The organism is Pseudomonas sp. FSL W5-0203 (assembly GCF_001896155.1).
GTDB lineage: Bacteria > Pseudomonadota > Gammaproteobacteria > Pseudomonadales > Pseudomonadaceae > Aquipseudomonas > Aquipseudomonas paracarnis.
Window position 1 is genome coordinate 73,025 of record NZ_MPOR01000015.1, and the last position, 17,574, is coordinate 90,598.

General features: G+C 59.5%; 13 protein-coding genes. 9 read left to right on the forward strand and 4 right to left on the reverse strand.

Annotated elements, in window-relative coordinates:
- Position 1 precedes the first annotated feature (1 nt).
- On the reverse strand, positions 2-1,294 hold the full coding sequence (locus BOP96_RS15495) for a CitMHS family transporter (RefSeq protein ID WP_003192804.1): 1,293 nt from the start codon (positions 1,292-1,294) through the stop codon (positions 2-4).
- A 125-nt stretch (positions 1,295-1,419) separates the two neighbouring features.
- On the opposite strand from BOP96_RS15495, the gene BOP96_RS15500 reads away from it, so the two are divergent.
- The gene (locus tag BOP96_RS15500) at positions 1,420-2,316 is read left to right on the forward strand and encodes a LysR family transcriptional regulator (protein ID WP_014719286.1); all 897 of its coding nucleotides are present in this window, start codon (positions 1,420-1,422) and stop codon (positions 2,314-2,316) included.
- A 102-nt stretch (positions 2,317-2,418) separates the two neighbouring features.
- Here the strand turns inward: BOP96_RS15500 and BOP96_RS15505 are convergent, their stop codons facing one another.
- Positions 2,419-3,021: a glutathione S-transferase family protein gene (locus tag BOP96_RS15505; RefSeq protein ID WP_014719287.1), complete on the reverse strand. Its 603-nt coding sequence runs from the start codon at positions 3,019-3,021 to the stop codon at positions 2,419-2,421.
- 290 nt (positions 3,022-3,311) lie between these two features.
- On the opposite strand from BOP96_RS15505, the gene BOP96_RS15510 reads away from it, so the two are divergent.
- Both BOP96_RS15510 and BOP96_RS15515 read left to right on the forward strand, forming a co-directional pair.
- The gene (locus tag BOP96_RS15510) at positions 3,312-4,658 is read left to right on the forward strand and encodes an NCS2 family permease (protein WP_014719288.1); all 1,347 of its coding nucleotides are present in this window, start codon (positions 3,312-3,314) and stop codon (positions 4,656-4,658) included.
- A gap of 66 nt (positions 4,659-4,724) precedes the next feature.
- Positions 4,725-5,363: a LysE family translocator gene (locus tag BOP96_RS15515; RefSeq protein WP_014719289.1), complete on the forward strand. Its 639-nt coding sequence runs from the start codon at positions 4,725-4,727 to the stop codon at positions 5,361-5,363.
- On the opposite strand, the gene BOP96_RS15520 is transcribed toward BOP96_RS15515, so the two are convergent.
- The gene (locus BOP96_RS15520; RefSeq protein WP_238346844.1) at positions 5,347-10,632 is read right to left on the reverse strand and encodes a dermonecrotic toxin domain-containing protein; all 5,286 of its coding nucleotides are present in this window, start codon (positions 10,630-10,632) and stop codon (positions 5,347-5,349) included. The two genes, BOP96_RS15515 and BOP96_RS15520, sit on opposite strands and share 17 nt — an antisense overlap.
- A gap of 148 nt (positions 10,633-10,780) precedes the next feature.
- Positions 10,781-11,134 (reverse strand): hydroxyisourate hydrolase, encoded by a 354-nt coding sequence (gene uraH / locus BOP96_RS15530; RefSeq protein WP_014719291.1) that lies wholly within the window; start codon positions 11,132-11,134, stop codon positions 10,781-10,783.
- A gap of 441 nt (positions 11,135-11,575) precedes the next feature.
- Here uraH and puuE point away from each other — a divergent pair, with 441 nt between their 5' ends.
- The 6 genes from puuE to BOP96_RS15565 all read left to right on the forward strand — a co-directional run bounded on the left by puuE (position 11,576) and on the right by BOP96_RS15565 (position 17,564).
- Positions 11,576-12,502, forward strand: a complete 927-nt coding sequence (gene puuE / locus BOP96_RS15540) for an allantoinase PuuE (RefSeq protein ID WP_014719292.1) — start codon at positions 11,576-11,578, stop codon at positions 12,500-12,502.
- Positions 12,499-13,014, forward strand: a complete 516-nt coding sequence (uraD, locus tag BOP96_RS15545; protein ID WP_014719293.1) for a 2-oxo-4-hydroxy-4-carboxy-5-ureidoimidazoline decarboxylase — start codon at positions 12,499-12,501, stop codon at positions 13,012-13,014. Before puuE ends, uraD begins: the two co-directional genes overlap by 4 nt.
- 41 nt (positions 13,015-13,055) lie before the next feature.
- Complete coding sequence (gene alc / locus BOP96_RS15550; RefSeq protein WP_014719294.1) at positions 13,056-14,051, forward strand: allantoicase; 996 nt, start codon at positions 13,056-13,058, stop codon at positions 14,049-14,051.
- A gap of 135 nt (positions 14,052-14,186) precedes the next feature.
- Positions 14,187-14,690: an ureidoglycolate lyase gene (locus BOP96_RS15555; protein WP_003192823.1), complete on the forward strand. Its 504-nt coding sequence runs from the start codon at positions 14,187-14,189 to the stop codon at positions 14,688-14,690.
- Positions 14,691-14,741: 51 nt separating this feature from the next.
- Complete coding sequence (locus tag BOP96_RS15560) at positions 14,742-16,025, forward strand: urate hydroxylase PuuD (RefSeq protein WP_073453244.1); 1,284 nt, start codon at positions 14,742-14,744, stop codon at positions 16,023-16,025.
- Between the two features lie 195 nt (positions 16,026-16,220).
- The gene (locus BOP96_RS15565) at positions 16,221-17,564 is read left to right on the forward strand and encodes a nucleobase:cation symporter-2 family protein (protein WP_003192826.1); all 1,344 of its coding nucleotides are present in this window, start codon (positions 16,221-16,223) and stop codon (positions 17,562-17,564) included.
- Positions 17,565-17,574 lie beyond the last annotated feature (10 nt).

Below are 17,574 nucleotides of genomic sequence, written 5' to 3' on the forward strand. Positions count from 1 at the left end.
CTCAAATCACTCCCAGGAGCAACGCCGTCAGGGTCATCAACACCGAGGCGGCAAACAGGAAAGGAATGGTGAAGCGCTGGTGATCGGCCAGTTCGATCTTGCACAGGCCCACCAGCAGGAAGGTCGCAGGCGTCAGCGGGCTGACCGGGAAGCCGGTGGTGTGCACGCCCAGCAGCGAAGCCTGGGCCACCTGAAGCGGGTCGACGCCCAGAGCCTTGCCGACTTCGGCGATCACCGGCATCACGCCGAAATAGTAGGAATCGGGGTCAAACAACATGCTCAGGGGCATGGACAAGAAGCCCACGACGGCCGGGATCAATTTGCCGTGGCCCGCCGGAATCTGCGCCACCGCCACTTCGGCGATGGCCTTGAGCATGCCGGTGCCTTGCATGATGCCGGTAAATACCCCGGCGGCGAGCAGGATACTGGCCATGGTCAGGGCGGTTTTCGCATGGGCGTCGATGCGCGCACGCTGGGCGTCCACGTTGGGATAGTTGATGCACAACGCAACCACGGTGCCGAGCATGAACATTACCACCGGGTCCACCCAGCCGGCGATCATCACCACCATCACCAGCACGGTCAGCATCAGGTTGACCCAGAACAACCGTGGACGACGCAGCGTGATGTCGTCATCGCTGAGCACTCGTTGCGGCACCGCCTCCACGCTGGAACCGGCGCCCAGGCCGAGGCGCTTTTCTTCGCGATGGCCCAGCCACCAGGCGCAGGCGAAGACAAAGATCAGCCCGACGATCTGAACCGGGATCAATGGTTGGAACAGGTCGGCCACCGGCACATGCAAGGCCGCCGACGAACGCAGCACCGGGCCGGTCCAGGGCAGGAAGTTGACGCCTGCGGCCATCGCACACACGCAGGCGAGGATGCGTTTATCAATGCCCAGCCGCGTATACAACGGCAGCATCGCCGGCACCGTCACTAGAAAGGTCACCGCGCCAGAGCCGTCCAGGTGCACCAGCAACGCCAGGGTCGCAGTACCCACCACAATTCGTGTAGGACGCGTCCCGACCGTGCGCAGGATGCGATCAATGATGGGATCGAGCATGCCCGCGTCAGTCATGATCCCGAAAAACAGGATCGCGAACACAAACATGCCCACCACAGGGGCGACGTTCTTGATACCGGTAATGATGAAGGCGCTGGTTTGCAGGCCGAATCCACCGATCAGCGCGGCAATGATCGGCAAGGCGATCAAGGCCACCAGCGGCGAGAGACGTTTGCTCATGACGGCAGCGAGCAGGCACAGGATGGTGATGACACCCAGGGTTGCGAGCATGGGTTACTCCAGGGCGGCCTGGTTGGCCGGTTATTGTTTTCCCTGGAGTATTGGAATCGCGCTAGGCTTTGTAAATTGCAATATTCAGCCACCAGCGTTCGGAAAAACAAAATGAAGCGACGCGCATGAAAAACAGCATCCAGCATATTCAAGCTTTCCTTGCGGTTGCCCGCACAGGCAGCTTCACCAAGGCGGCCAACGAACTGCATCTGTCGCCGTCGGCCCTCACCGTGCAGGTGCAACAACTGGAAGACTGGCTCGGCGTCGCCCTGCTCGACCGCAGCCCGCGCCACGTGAGCATTACCGCTGCGGGCCAGGAGGCGCGCGGGCCCATGGAAAAACTGCTGCTGGACCTGGACAACATCGTCACCGGCTCCCGCGACCTCGCCGCCTTGCGCCGCGGCGTGGTGACCATTGCCGCCCTGCCCTCAGTCTGCGCAGGCGCTCTGCCCCCGGCCTTGCGCCTGTTTCGCCAACGCTTCGCCGGCATCGAAGTGCGCCTGCATGACCTGGTGGCCCAGCGCATTCATGCAAAGGTTCGCAACGGCGAAGTGGATTTCGGCATCGGCGTGCGCGCCCGCCTGAGCCACGGGCTGGACTTCGTGCCGGTGCTCAATGATCGGCTGTGCGCATTTGTGCCATCGGGCCATGCGCTCGCCCGCCATCGCCAACTGACTCTGGAACAATTGGCGGACCAGCCGATCATCCTGACCGGCCGCGACAGCAGTGTGCGCGAGCAAGTGGACACGCTGTTCGATGAGACACGGCTGACGCTGAACGCCGGCATGGAGGCCAACTACATGTCGACCGTATTGGCCTTGGTGCGCCAGGGCCTGGGCATCAGTGTGTTGCCGGAGTCAGCGGCCGATAGCCTGGAAGGTTTGAAGCGGATCAGCATCGATCATCCCGGGGTGAATCGAGAGATCGGGTTGATCAGCCGTAGCGGGATGGGCTTGAGCCCGGCGGCGCAGCGCTGCTTTGAACTGCTCAACAAAGCACTGCCTGACACGCCGCCGCGCTAAATGTGGGAGCTGGCTTGCATGCGATGCAGACACCTCGGTTTAGCCGGGGCGCCAGGGTGACGCTCTCGCAGGCAAGCCAGCTCCCACATTGGACCGAGGGAGTCAGTCGAGCATCGCCACGTACTTGGGATGACTGGCCACGCGCTGCAACCACGCCTGCACCGCCGGATACGGCGCCAGGTCAAAGCCGCCTTCATGGGCCACATGGGTGTAGGCATACAACGCAATATCGGCAATGGAAAACTGCTCGCCCACTAAATAAGGCGTGGCTTGAAGCTGACGCTCCATCACTCTCAAGGCCTTGTAACCGCCTTTGTGGGTGGTCTTGTATTCTTCCAGCCGATCCTCGGGCATGTTCAGGTAGAACTGAATAAACCGCGCCACCGCAATGTAAGGCTCATGGCTGTACTGCTCGAAAAACTGCCACTGCAATACCTGGGTACGCAGGCGCGGTTCGGTCGGCAGGAATTCACTGCCATCGGCGAGGAAGTTGAGAATCGCATTGGACTCCCACAGGCAGGTGCCGTCTTCAAGCTCCAATACCGGGACCTTGCCATTGGGGTTCTTGGCCAGGAACTCAGGGGTCTGGGTATCGCCTTTGAGGATATCGATATCGATCCATTCATACGGGATGCCCAACAGATTGAGCATCAATTTGACCTTGTAGCAATTGCCCGACTTGTAATCGCCATAAACCTTGTACATGGGGCTCCCCTTTTCGCCGCGCTGACCGAATGCTTGCGCCCACAAGGTGCGGGTATCGAAGGCTTGTTTCAAAACGTTGCGCAGAATAAATCCCTTGGCCTGGGCCTTTCATCCCTTTTCGCCGAGATAATCGAAAACATTATTTGCTTTATTTGTATACAAAAGCATAATTCGCTTCGTGCGAGTTCCTGACCTTTTGGTCAACAAACCCGCCGGTACCTCAAAGCGCTGTCGCCCACTCATGTGACCGGCGCTGGACATAACAATAAAACGATTGAGGAGTACTCGCTGTGGATAGCCGCAAAACCGAAGCCCCTACGTTGGACCTGGCCGCGCCCCGAGGCGGTTGGCTGGAACGCCTGTTCAAACTGCGCTTGCATGGCACCACAGTGAAGACCGAGCTGATCGCCGGCCTCACCACCTTTATCACCATGGCCTACATCATCTTCGTCAACCCCAACATCATGGCCGATGCCGGTATCGATCACGGCGCGGCTTTCGTCGCCACCTGCATCGCCGCGGCGCTGGGTTGCCTGCTGATGGGCCTGTACGCCAACTGGCCAGTGGGCCTGGCGCCGGGCATGGGCTTGAACGCGTTTTTCACCTACACCGTGGTCGGCACCATGGGTTACACCTGGGAAACCGCCCTCGGCGCGGTGTTTATTTCCGGCGTGCTGTTCATGATCCTGACGCTGTCGCGCATCCGCGAATGGCTGCTCAACAGTATTCCGGTTAGCCTGCGCCATGCCATGGGCGCCGGCGTGGGTTTGTTCCTGGGGGTGATCGGCCTGAAAACCGCCGGCATCATTGTCGACAGCCCGGCTACGCTGATCAAGCTCGGCTCCCTGCATGAGCCCGCGCCGTTGCTGGCGGCGGTGTGCTTCCTGCTGATTGCTATCCTCAGTTATCACCGCGTATTCGGCGCAATTCTCATCAGCATCATCGCCGTGACCCTGGCCGGCTGGGGCCTGGGCCTGGTGCACTACAACGGCATTCTCGCCACCCCACCGAGCCTGGCACCGACCTGGATGGCAATGGACGTGATGGGTGTGTTCAATGTGAGCATGATCAGCGTGGTATTTGCCTTTCTTTTTGTACACATGTTCGACACTGCCGGTACACTGATGGGCGTTGCGCAACGCGCAGGACTTGTGAATGCCGATGGCAAGATCGACAACCTGTCTCGCGCCTTGAAGGCTGACAGTGCGTCCAGCGTGTTCGGCGCCATGGTCGGTGTACCGCCGGTGACCAGCTATGTAGAAAGTGCCGCCGGTGTGGCTGCTGGCGGCCGTACGGGTTTGACCGCGGTGACCGTGGGCATATTGTTCGTGGCGGCGATGTTTTTTGCGCCGCTGGCCGGCATGATTCCCGCCTACGCCACCGCGGGCGCGTTGATTTACGTTGCGATGCTGATGATGGCGAGCATGGCCCATATCAACTGGGATGAAGCCACCGACAGCATTCCGGCAATCGTCACCGCGATCATGATGCCGTTGACGTTTTCGGTCGCCGACGGAATCGCCCTGGGTTTTATCACTTACGTGGCGTTGAAAGCCGGCACCGGCAAGTACCGTGAGATTTCCATCAGCCTTTGGGTGCTGTGCGCGATCTTTATCGCCAAGTTCATCTTTCTGTAGTTCGGGAAGGGCTGAAAAACCGCCTCACCTTCGGGTGGGGCTTTTGCATGAAAGGGAGGAATGTAAATGACCTTGGAAACCTGGCTGCTGTTCAGCGGCGCTGCGCTGGTGGTGATCCTGATCCCCGGCCCGCTCTCATTGCTGATGATCAGCAACAGCCTTAACTATGGCCTGCGCCGCTCGTACCCGGCGTTTCTCGGTGGTGTGTTTGCCTCGATCTGCCTGTTGAGCGCCTCGGCCCTGGGCCTGGGCGCGCTGTTACTGGCGTCCGAACAACTGTTCAGCGCGCTCAAAATTGTCGGCGCACTCTACCTGTTCTACCTGGCGTGGCAGAGCTGGCAGCAATCGCGCCTGCCCAATGCTGGCGCTGAAGTTCCGCACGCTGCGCCAGTACCACGCTTTCGTGCATTGTTTGGCCGGGCTTTTGTACTGGGCGCCAGCAACCCCAAGGACATCCTGTTTTTCGCTGCCTTCCTGCCACAATTTCTCAGCAGCCAGCAACCGTTCCTGCCGCAGTTGCTGGTCATGATCGTCACCTGGACGCTGCTTGATCTGCTGTGCAAGTTGGCTTACGGCTTGGGCGCCCATGGCGCTGCGCGCTATTTGCGCAGCGGCTCGGGCCAGAGCTGGTTCAATCGGATCAGTGCCGCACTGTTTGGTGGCGCCGCAGCAGCGGCACTCGTCAACGCTAGGGGGCCAATTTGACGAAGTAGACGCTGGGGTTCAGATTGCCCTTCGTCGCCCATTGGATACCCGCCACGATCCGCACCAAGCGCTGTTCTTGCAGCGCGCTGTCGACCGCTTTCAATAGAAGAGAGTCGGGGTGTAATTTAATTGCGAACCGAATCCACTTGTCCGTCAGCTTGGTTCTCAATGTCATTCGCCCCGTCTCAAGCCATTGATAGGCGACATAGTAAATTTTGTTCGAATGGCGATGCGTCACAACTGATTCGTGGCTGAATTCTCCAGCGGTTGTCCCCTGCCGCCGCAAAGACAAATCCTGGACGGCGAAGCCCTGCTGCTCCAGCACGGTTCTGACGGCAGAGCGCTCTGCCTCGAGCCGCTGCGTCCTGACCGGTGTGACACCAAATTGAAGGCGCGGATCCAACGGGTGAGGCGGCGTGAAGTCAACACGCGTGAAGCCTGGCGCCTTGCCATCGTAACCGATGTACACCATTTCTTTGCGCCGCTCATTGGGCCGCAACATCTGTAGCAAATCATCCGTCTGGCCAACACGGCCATTTACAGCAAGCAACCACTTGTCGAGCGTGGCGCGAATATTCAGTAAATGACTGGCCGTTGCCAGTTGTGGCGGCCCCGATAACTCAATCAGCCTGGCGACTGCCAGCGCTTGGCTTGTATTTGTGAGGGTGGGAAAAGCACTGCCCACATAGCGCTCCAGTGGCCTGTCGAACAGCGGCGCATGCAGCTGCCACTCGCCCGCCGAAGTGCGTGATACCGGAATGGGCTGATCGTTGATTGCCGTACTTGTCCAGCGCTCAATATCAGTGCGAGCCAATGAAACCTGCTGCGTATCCCTGGTAATAAACGCAATGTCGGTCAATGGCGCCTGATCCCCCGTGTCCAGTAGCCTGTAATATCCGATTCCCGATCCAGCGCTCGGTGTGTCATACCTCGCGCCGATATAGATGGCATTGTAGAAGGCTCCTTGAGGAGTCGATTGCACACGTAAAACGCCAGGTATCGATGAGTCCGACAGCTCAATGGCCTGGGCTCGGATACGCCAATCGAACCAGTGGGTGGCGACCGTTGAGGACTGGACAATGGTGCTTTGTGTAGCAGAACGCACAGTCGGTGGGAACCAATCCCGTAGCGCCTCTACTTCTACGCGCCAGGGGTTGAGCCCCCCCGAGCTGGGCCCCGGTTGAGGGTCGCCCGAGCCCAACAAGCGTTCACCGGGCTGATCGATGTGCAAGATCAACTCGTCTTGGCCCGGCTGCCGGGTATTTTTGAGTCGAAATACCTGTTCGTTTTCGCGCTGGTAAATCGGGTAATGGTGCGTATCGTCTGTCAGAAACAGCTCACCCTTTTTGACATGGATCCCCTTTTTGCCCGGGCCTTTCAGCGCCACGGCGTCGTCAGCAATCGCCTTGATTTTGAACCGGTCGAACACCTTGAGCTGAGTTACAACGGGCACCTTCACGCGCGAAAGGCTATCGCGCACGGCCATGCGCATGCGGTGTATGCGTGCCAGTAAAGCCCTCGGCGCAGGACGCGTCACCTTGGCCACAGCACTGCCGCGCCCCTTGGGCCCCGGTATAAAGTTTGTCAGCAGGTCAGCCGCCATAAACGCACTCATAAAACCCACGTCAACGGCATCATGAGGGTCCCCATAGCGATGAAAGCGCCGCGCCACAAGCAGCAACTCGTAGGCATCATTGAACATCCCGAATAACGGAGAGAAAAAAGCGATCAACCGGCGCCTGCGTGTCTCGCCCTGCTCGCCCAGCCGACGGGTGCGATACTCATCCAGCGCTTTGCCGGAATGGCTGGCTGCCTGGGTCTGACGTTTCAACTCCAGCACCGGGGCGTCGTAAAGCAATGCCTGGGCATCACTGTGGGACGTGGGGACAATTGCCAGCCAAGCCTCAGGTTCACTGGCAATCTGCTCAAGGATTACCTGCTCAACCTCATCCGGCAGCACCGTCGGCTCCAAGTGCTTGATACCGAAGGAGCGAACAAACTCAACCGCTTGCCATATCCCTTTGACCATGGCAAACGCAGGTATAGCGTCCAGGTAACTGACGGCAGCACCGAGCCTATCGACCCTGACCGGGTGATGGGTAATTGCCTGAAATGCCCAGCCGGGTGCGATCTGCCTCGCCAGCATCTGGGTGTTTTCAGGCCGTGCGCCAAGGCGGTTCAATGCATCCTGGGCTTGTTGCAAACTGCAGTACTCGGTGAGAACCAACGCGGGCGAAGCATTCGGCCAATAGATCACGCAATGCCCCGACCGCAGGTCTCGCACGATCACCAGGCCCGCGATATAGCGGTCATGCTGCATCGTGTGGCCCACTAAATGAAGCACATGCAGTTGCAGCTCATGTTGGTTTTTCAACAAGTCTTGCGGCGTTCGTGCGGCCATCGCCGTGGTGAAGATACTTTGCGCGGTTGCCGTCAAGCCTTGTTGCGTGGCCAACAACAGATGTTGCTCAGTGCCGGCAAGCAACGTCCGGTTCAGTAACTCGGGAATGCGCCCTTTGCTGAGCGTGTGGAGGGTATCGCCAGGCGGGTAAAAAACCTGGTTGATCAACGCGTCGTACTGACCGCCGACATCCAGCGAGGAAATCGTACGGATCAAGTAAGCGGCATTCAGTTGATTTTTCCATTCAGGTTGCAAATAGCGGGCGCGATTGAGTCGCCACTGCGTCCAGGGCGCCAGTGGGTCCAGGTTATGCTGCGCCAGTTGTAACAGGCTGTAGGTGGTGCGCTTCAGGGTCGGGGTAAGTTTTATGGCGCGGTCGCCAATGGCACAACCGCTTGTCCATCCACAATAACTGCCTTGAACATCATCGGGCATATCAATGAAGGGCTGGTCGATATCAAACTGCGCAGGTATGCCGTCCAACCGCAAGCGATCGATCAGGGCACGGCGAGCGAAGGTTTCCAGACCGGGCAACTGGTCTTCAAGCCTTGTCTTGAATGCAAAAGTACTGCTCAGGTAAAAGCGCTGCGATCGCCTGAACTTCTTACGCTGGTAACGGGATGCGTGCTCCAGCCAAGCTGGCAGTTTCTTCGCTTGCAGTGCGGTTTTGCGCAACAACTCGACATTGGCCTGGGCGCGGCTCTGGGCGTCACTGACAGGTGCCTTGAGCTGCTCTTGCAGTTCTGCCAGCAGCAAGGCGCGACTTATTTGCGCATCTTTCACGCCGTTGAATATGCGCGTGATGTCTTCTGTGCTGTTGTGCAGGCGCTGATAACACCCAAGCAATGTCTTGATCGCAGCCAGTGCGGGCTTGCCATTAATCGGTACGTAGCGCACAGCCAGCGTTCCACGCGCCGCGTGTGAGCGCAAGTCGTTACGCTTGTCGTGCTCGACATAGTCCCACAGCGCGCTGCGATCCCAACTATCAAGGCTGGCTTTGATACTTCGGGTCAGGGCGTCCAGTCCGGAAAACCCCTGCACCCCACCTTCCGCTCCGAAACCGCACAGGACTACCGCATGCTGGCGCCGCGGCACCCGTACCGCCGCCGCCGTAGTCACCACCCACATGTTATGGAGCGGATAGAAGGCATCAGGGTCATTGCCAATCGCAATTGACAGCACTCGGGTTTGACTGTCTGGACGTTTTGACGGCAAAGGCTGATCGAGCACTTCGATGATCAGGTCCCGATGCGCGGTGCTTATCAACTTGAGTCGATGCTGCAATTGCACCTCACAGCGTAGCGCCTCAGTCTGGGCGTCAAGAAACAACGTGCCGCGCCTGAGCGTACCCTTTCCACCAGGGCGCTCAGCCCAAAATGCCACCTCGAACAGCCGTTGCTGGGCATCCTGCACCCACCTGTCCATCGTTTGGGCATGGGCATTGAGCTGGGATACCAGCGATACAAATGCCTGGTATGCGGGCGTATCGTTACTCAAATCATCGGGATCGAGCAACGCAACCAGCCCTTTTTCGTAGCGTTTGATCCGGTGTTCTACGGTGTATTCGGCCAAGCCTGGCGCAGTGCTGCCAAAGATTATTTCGGCGTGTCGTCGTTGCTGGTCCCATTTGAGCAACTGCTCTCGAAGCGGGCCAAGTCGGGCCCCGCCAATCAACTGCTGCCGGTTACGCTCCACTCGTGCGAGAACAACTGCTGACTTCAGAGGCTGTGACGTTCCGGCGGCAAACACATGGGCGTGGTTGCTTTTTACCGTACACGCCAATTCATTGGCCCATTGCCCTTCCAACAACGCCTGCGCGCTTGACGCCAGCGCATCCTCCATAAGCTCCACGCCTCGAGAGACAGTGGATACCGAGGAGAACGTTGCAGGTGGAAGCAACACAGAGCGACGACTTAATGGCAAACATTGCCATAGCTCGTGTAGACGAGTCCTGCCCAGCGCCTGCACGCCGCACGCCAGGGCGACGAAAGACGGGTACTCGTAAAAATTGCGAGCCACACCCGGTAAATAGACAACATGAGGCACATCATCGGGATCGCCCTCACGATAGAAATGCAACGCGCCCGCAATAGCCACCGCAGGGTTACCCGGCCACATCAACGGGCCTACTCGCACATCGGCCCACTGTCCGCCCGCACGCAGGCGTGCTTCAGCGGTTGGTGCATCGATCACGGCCTGAACCATGGCCAATCCAGCCCGTGATAGCTCGTTCAGTTGCCTGGCAATAAAGGCCCGGTCAGCAAAAAGCGCCTGGTGCAGCTCGATCCAACGCTCCCGGCGTGTGAGCCAGGAGCCGTACTCCAGCGCGTCCCAATATTGATTGGCTGCGCGACCCAACCGCTCAAACAGCCCCAACGCGATAACCCGCCGCAACGCTTCCAGCGGTGTATAGGGCAACCGACGGTCAGGCGCGCCCTTGACGCTGAGGAGGGTGTATTGATTGATATTGAAAGGCACCGAAGGGCGGACCAGCAGCAACAACGCACGATCAGTCAAGGTGTCGACTTTCTGCGGTAAACGCGGAGGCATGGGTTCGGTGAAGAGCAGACTGTCCGGGTCAATCTCGAACGCCTTCTGCAACTGGGCGCGGATCACCTTCAAGATCCTGGGTGAGCGCCCTATCAGGCGTGTGAGCGCCCGTGTCGACTCGCGGCATCTCGCGTCGGCCAGCCCGATCTGATTGATCAGGCGGCTGGGATGGGGATAGGCGTTGATCCGTTCTCGCAACGGAGTGCGTAGGGCCTGTAAATCGGCATCGACGAAAAAGGGCGGCGCGTCCTCCTCAAGGGTGTCGTCAGGGTCACTGGAGGGCGCTGTAACGCCGAGCTGATCAGGGGGCAAGGTCATGGTGTTTTCTTCTCTATGCACTGAGGAAAAACCAGCCTAGGGCCCATCAATGAGCAAGAGGGGCTAGATAGTTGAGCGAAAAAAAGCCCGCAGTGTGCGCGGGCGAAACCAACGAAGAGCATTTGGGGGTGTGAAGCGAGGTGACGACTCAGCTACCGCGATAAGTGGAGTAGCTGTAAGGCGAAATCAGCAGAGGCACGTGGTAGTGGTCTTGCTCGGCACTGATACCAAAGCGCAACACCACCACGTCGAGGAAGGCAGGTTCAGGCAATTGCACACCGCGGGCACGGTAGTAATCACCGGCGCTGAACTGCAGTTGGTACACGCCGCTGCGGTAGTCGTCGCCTTGCAGCAGCGGCGCGTCGCAACGACCGTCTCCGTTGGTAGTGGCGGTAGCGACGAGCTCAAGCTGCGTGCCTTCGACACGGTAGAGCTCAACCTTGATTGCGCTGCCAGGGCAGCCGTGTGCAGCGTCCAAAACGTGTGTGGTCAAACGTCCCATGGCTTCTATGCGCCTCCGGAAGTCAGTGATTGAGAAACCCGCACCTTTTCAGAGCGTTGAAAAAGCCGGCGATGACTGATTAAGACACTTTTTATAAAAATTGTACACAATAAATTCCACAGCCTTCCAATCCCCTGTAGGAGCGAGCTTGCTCGCGAAAAACGTCAACGATGACGCGGGCTTCCAGGATGAAAAGTGGCGCGCTCGGGTTTTTCGCGAGCAAGCTCGCTCCTACAGTGGGCTTTTTCATTTTAATCTGACCATTCAGGCAAGTTTCTTGCAGAGACCCGTAGAGAGCCCGTTCAGAAAAAATGCAGAAATGCAGGCTTACAAAGTTCGCGATAAGTTGTATACAATCACTCATCGCTGTGACGCCACTCAGTCATTCCACTGCCCGGACGCCACACACACCTGCTACCACGAACAAGAAGGAAGACTGCAGTGAGCGCTGACTACCCACGCGACCTGATCGGTTACGGCAGTAACCCTCCTCACCCCCACTGGCCGGGCAAGGCACGCATTGCGCTGTCGTTCGTACTCAACTACGAAGAAGGCGGCGAGCGCAATATCCTGCATGGCGACAAAGAGTCCGAAGCCTTCCTTTCGGAAATGGTCTCGGCCCAACCGCTGCAAGGCGAGCGCAACATGAGCATGGAGTCGCTGTATGAGTACGGCAGCCGTGCCGGTGTGTGGCGCATCCTCAAGTTGTTCAAAGAGTTCGACATCCCGCTGACCATCTTCGCCGTGGCCATGGCCGCCCAGCGGCATCCGGACGTGATCCGCGCCATGGTCGCCGCCGGCCACGAGATTTGCAGCCACGGCTACCGCTGGATCGACTACCAGTACATGGACGAGGCTCAGGAGCGCGAGCACATGCTCGAAGCCATCCGCATCCTCACCGAACTCACCGGTGAACGCCCACTGGGCTGGTACACCGGCCGCACCGGCCCCAACACCCGTCGGCTGGTGATGGAGGAAGGTGGCTTTCTGTACGACTGCGACACCTACGACGACGATCTGCCCTACTGGGAACCCAACACCCCCAACGGCAAGCCGCACCTGGTGATCCCCTATACCCTGGACACCAACGACATGCGCTTCACCCAGGTGCAGGGCTTCAACAAGGGCGACGACTTTTTCGAATACCTCAAGGACGCCTTCGACGTGCTGTATGCCGAAGGTGCCGAAGCGCCAAAGATGCTGTCCATCGGCCTGCATTGCCGCCTGATCGGCCGCCCGGCACGCCTGGCCTCGCTCAAGCGCTTCATTGAATACGTCAAAGGCCATGACCAGGTGTGGTTCACCCGCCGCGTGGACATCGCCCGTCACTGGCACCAAACCCACCCTTTCCCGGGAGCGGCGAAATGACTGCGTTCCAGACCCTGAAACCTTCGACCTTGAGCCGCGACGCCTTCGTCCAGGCCTTTGCCGATATCTACGAACACTCGCCATGGGTGGCCGAAAAGGCCTTCGACCTGGGCCAGGACGCGTCGATCGACCAGATCGAAACCCTGCACCAGCGCATGAGCGATATCCTGTTGAGTGCTGATCACGCCTCGCAACTGGCGCTGATCAATGCTCACCCGGACCTGGCCGGAAAAGCTGCCGTCCAGGGCCAACTGACCCAAGCCAGCACCGATGAACAAGCGGGCGCGGGTATTCACCAATGCACGGCCGAAGAGTTTTCTCGCTTCACCGAGCTGAATGAGGCCTACAAAGCCAAGTTCAAGTTTCCCTTCATCATGGCGGTAAAAGGCAGCAACCGGCATCAGATCCTCGCCGCGTTCGAAACGCGCATCCACAATTCGGCAGACACCGAGTTCAAGTGCGCGCTGGACGAGATCAACAAGATCGCGTTGTTCCGTTTACTGACCCTCTAGCAGTCCATCCCCAGCCACTCTATCTAAGGCAGACAAGAAGAATGAAAGCTTACGCCGTACCTTTCGAAAAGTTCGTCAACCTGGCCGACGCCCGCCTGGGCACCAAGATCATCTCGGTGACCGATGACTGGTTCGCTGACGCCAACCGCCTGTTCCAGCCGACCCCGGCCGTGTGGAAGGAGGGCGTTTTCGATGACAACGGCAAGTGGATGGACGGCTGGGAGTCACGCCGCAAGCGCTTCGAAGGCTACGACAGTGCGGTGATCCGCCTGGGCGTGCCGGGTTCGATCAAAGGCGTGGACATCGACACTTCATTCTTCACCGGCAACTTCCCGCCATCGGCCTCTCTGGAAGCCTGCTTCCTGGCCTCGGGCGAGCCGGATGCCAACACTCAGTGGGTGGAAGTGCTGTCAGCCGTCGAGCTGCAAGGCAACAGCCACCACTACCACGAGATCAACAACGACCAGGCGTTCAGCCACCTGCGCTTCAACATCTACCCGGATGGCGGCGTGGCCCGTCTGCGTGTGTACGGCGTGCCGTTCCGTGACTGGTCTTCGGTGGGCGACAACGAACAGGTCGACCTGGCTGCCGCGCTCAATGGCGGCCGTGCCCTGGCCTGCTCCGATGAACACTTCGGCCGCATGAGCAACATCCTCAACCCGGGCCGTGGCATCAACATGGGCGATGGCTGGGAAACCGCGCGTCGTCGTACACCGGGCAATGACTGGGTGATCGTCGCCTTGGGCCACCCGGGCGAGATCGAGAAAATCGTGGTCGACACCCTGCACTTCAAGGGCAACTACCCGGATACCTGCTCGATCCAGGGCGCTTTCGTGAAAGGCGGCACCGACAGCCAGATCGAAACCCAGTCGCTGTTCTGGCGCGAACTGCTGCCGGCGCAGAAGCTGGAAATGCACGCCGAACACACCTTCGCCGAGCAGATCAAGGCGCTGGGGCCGATTACCCACATCCGCCTGAATGTGTTCCCGGATGGTGGTGTGAGTCGCCTGCGTGTCCTGGGCAAAGTCTCGAAATAACACCCGATCGTCCCCACGCTCTGCGTGGGGACGCATCCCGTGACGCTCCGCGTCACACAGCGGACGCAGAGCGTCCAGGGCAGCGTTCCCACGCAGAGCGTGGGAACGATCTATAGACAAGATAAGAAGACAGCCATGCGCACACTGATGATCGAACCCCTGACCAAAGAAGCCTTCGCCCCTTTCGGAGACGTTATCGAAACCGATGGCAGCGATCACTTCATGATCAACAACGGGTCGACCATGCGCTTTCACAAACTGGCCACGGTCGAAACCGCGAAGCCGGAAGACCACGCCATCATCAGCATCTTCCGCGCCGACGCGCAGGACATGCCGCTGACCGTGTGCATGCTGGAGAGACACCCGCTGGGCAGCCAGGCTTTCATTCCGCTGCTCGGCAACCCCTTTCTGATCGTGGTCGCGCCACTTGGCGATGAACCTGTATCGGGCTTGGTCCGCGCCTTCGTCACCAACGGCAGGCAGGGCATTAATTACCATCGCGGCGTCTGGCACCACCCGGTGCTGACGATCGAAAAGCGGGATGACTTCCTGGTGGTTGATCGCAGTGGCACAGGCAATAACTGCGATGAGCATTTTTTCAAAGAGGATGAGCGTTTGATCCTCGCCCCCCACCAATAAGAGAAGGTCTGATCACCCGACAACAAGGGTGACAGGCGAGAGGTAAAGACTGTGGAAGCACATCTGTTGGAATGGCTGAACCTGAGCGTGCGCTGGGTTCACATGATCACTGGCGTCGCCTGGATCGGCGCTTCTTTCTACTTCGTCTGGCTGGAAAACAACCTTAATCGCGTCAACCCCAAGAACGGCCTGGCCGGTGACTTGTGGGCGATCCACGGTGGCGGTATCTACCACCTGGAAAAATACAAACTGGCCCCGCCGACCATGCCGGACAACCTGCACTGGTTCAAATGGGAAGCCTATTTCACCTGGATGTCAGGCGTCGCGCTGCTGTGCGTGGTGTTCTACCTCAACCCGACGCTGTACTTGCTCGCCCCCGGCAGCAGCCTCAGCGGCACCGAAGGCGTATTGCTGGGCATCGGTTCACTGTTCGCCGGCTGGTTTATCTACTCCTTCCTGTGCGATTCGGCCCTGGGCAAACGCCCTGCCCTGCTCGGCTTGATCCTGTTTGTGCTGTTGATTGCGGCGGCCTACGGCTTCAGCAAGGTGTTCAGCGGCCGTGGCGCCTACCTGCATGTGGGCGCGGTGATCGGCACGATCATGGTCGGTAACGTGTTCCGCATCATCATGCCCGCCCAGCGTGCGCTGGTGGCGGCCATCGCCGAGAACCGCACACCGGACCCGGCGCTGCCGGCCAAGGGTTTGCTGCGCTCACGGCATAACAACTACTTCACCTTGCCGGTGCTGTTCATCATGATCAGCAACCACTTCCCGAGCACCTATGGCAGCCAATACAACTGGCTGATCCTGGCCGGGATCGCGGTGGCAGCAGTGTTGGTGCGCCATTACTTCAACACCCGGCATGACAGCCAGAAGTATGCGTGGACCTTGCCGGTGGGCGCGTTGGCAATGATCAGTCTGGCCTACGTGACCGGGCCCAAGCCGGCTGAACCGATTGCCAAGGCACCGGCGGCGATTGAGTATCAGCCGCTGCCGGAAACCGCCTTGGGCGGTGGCTTGAAACCCGCCGCGCCTGCCGCACCCGCCGCTGAACCGGCACCAGCCCAGGCCACCACGGACTTCGGTCAGGTGCACCACGTGATCGAGCAACGCTGCACCGTGTGCCACTCGGCCAAGCCCACCAGCCCGCTGTTCAGCACCGCACCGGCTGGGGTGATGTTCGACACATCGGCACAGATCCAGCAGCAGGCGGCGCGCATTCAAGCGCAGGCCGTGGCCAGCCAGATCATGCCGCTGGGCAACATTACCCAGATGACCCAGCAGGAAAGGGATTTGATTGGCACCTGGATCAATCAGGGGGCCCGCACCAACTGACTGTTTCACACAGGACCAATGTGGGAGCTGGCTTGCCTGCGATAGCGGCAGATCACCAACATTTTCGGTGACTGACACACCGCCATCGCAGGCAAGCCAGCTCCCACAAGGGAGATCAGTGATGGTTTGAAGATTAAGTTTCATCCGGCAATTGAATGCCAAACAACACAAAAATAAAAAGATTCGAGGTGTTGCATGTCCCAGTTAGAAACGCAGACTCCTGCCGCGCCCGCCATGGTGCGGCTGCCCCTCTTGCAATTGATCCTGGTAGGCCTGCAACACGTCTTGCTGATGTACGGCGGTGCCGTCGCCGTGCCCCTGATCATTGGCCAGGCCGCCGGCTTGAGCCGTGAAGAAATCGCCTTTCTGATCAACGCCGACCTGCTGGTGGCTGGTATCGCCACCATGGTGCAGTCGTTCGGCATCGGCCCCATGGGCATCCGCATGCCGGTGATGATGGGCGCCAGTTTCGCCGCCGTGGGCAGCATGGTCGCCATGGCCGGCATGCCCGGCATCGGTTTGCAGGGCATCTTCGGCGCGACCATCGCCGCCGGGTTCTTCGGCATGCTTATCGCACCGTTCATGTCCAAGGTAGTGCGCTTTTTCCCGCCGCTGGTGACCGGCACGGTGATCACCGCCATCGGCCTTTCGCTGTTTCCCGTGGCGGTGAACTGGGCCGGCGGGGGCAGCGCCGCCGCCACGTTTGGCTCGCCGGTCTACCTGGCGATTGCCGCCCTGGTGCTGGGCACTATCTTGCTGATCAACCGCTTCATGCGCGGCTTCTGGGTGAACATCTCGGTGCTGATCGGCATGGGCCTGGGTTACGCCCTGTGTGGTGTGATCGGCATGGTCGACCTCAGTGGCCTGGCCCAGGCGCCGTGGGTGCAGGTGGTGACGCCGTTGCACTTTGGCATGCCCAAGTTCGAGTTGGCACCGATCCTGTCGATGTGCCTGGTGGTGGTGATCATTTTTGTCGAGTCCACCGGCATGTTCCTCGCCCTGGGCAAGATCACCGGCCAGGAGGTCACGCCGAAGATGCTGCGACGCGGCCTGTTGTGTGATGCCGGCGCGTCGTTCTTTGCCGGCTTCTTCAACACCTTTACCCACTCCTCCTTCGCGCAGAATATCGGCCTGGTGCAGATGACCGGCGTGCGCTGCCGCTCGGTCACGCTCATGGCCGGCGCGTTCTTGATCGTGCTCAGCCTGTTACCCAAGGCGGCCTATCTGGTGGCATCGATTCCACCTGCGGTACTCGGCGGCGCGGCGATTGCGATGTTCGGGATGGTGGCGGCAACCGGGATCAAGATTCTGCAGGAAGCCGACATCGCCGACCGCCGTAACCAGTTGCTGGTGGCGGTGAGTATCGGCATGGGCCTGATCCCCGTGGTACGCCCGGAGTTCTTCGCACAACTGCCGTTGTGGATGAGCCCGATTACCCACAGCGGCATCGCCATGGCCACCCTCAGCGCGCTGTCGCTGAACATCCTGTTCAACATTCTCGGCGGCGCTGAGCGCCCCGAAGTCGCACATACGCATTGATTCCTTTGTT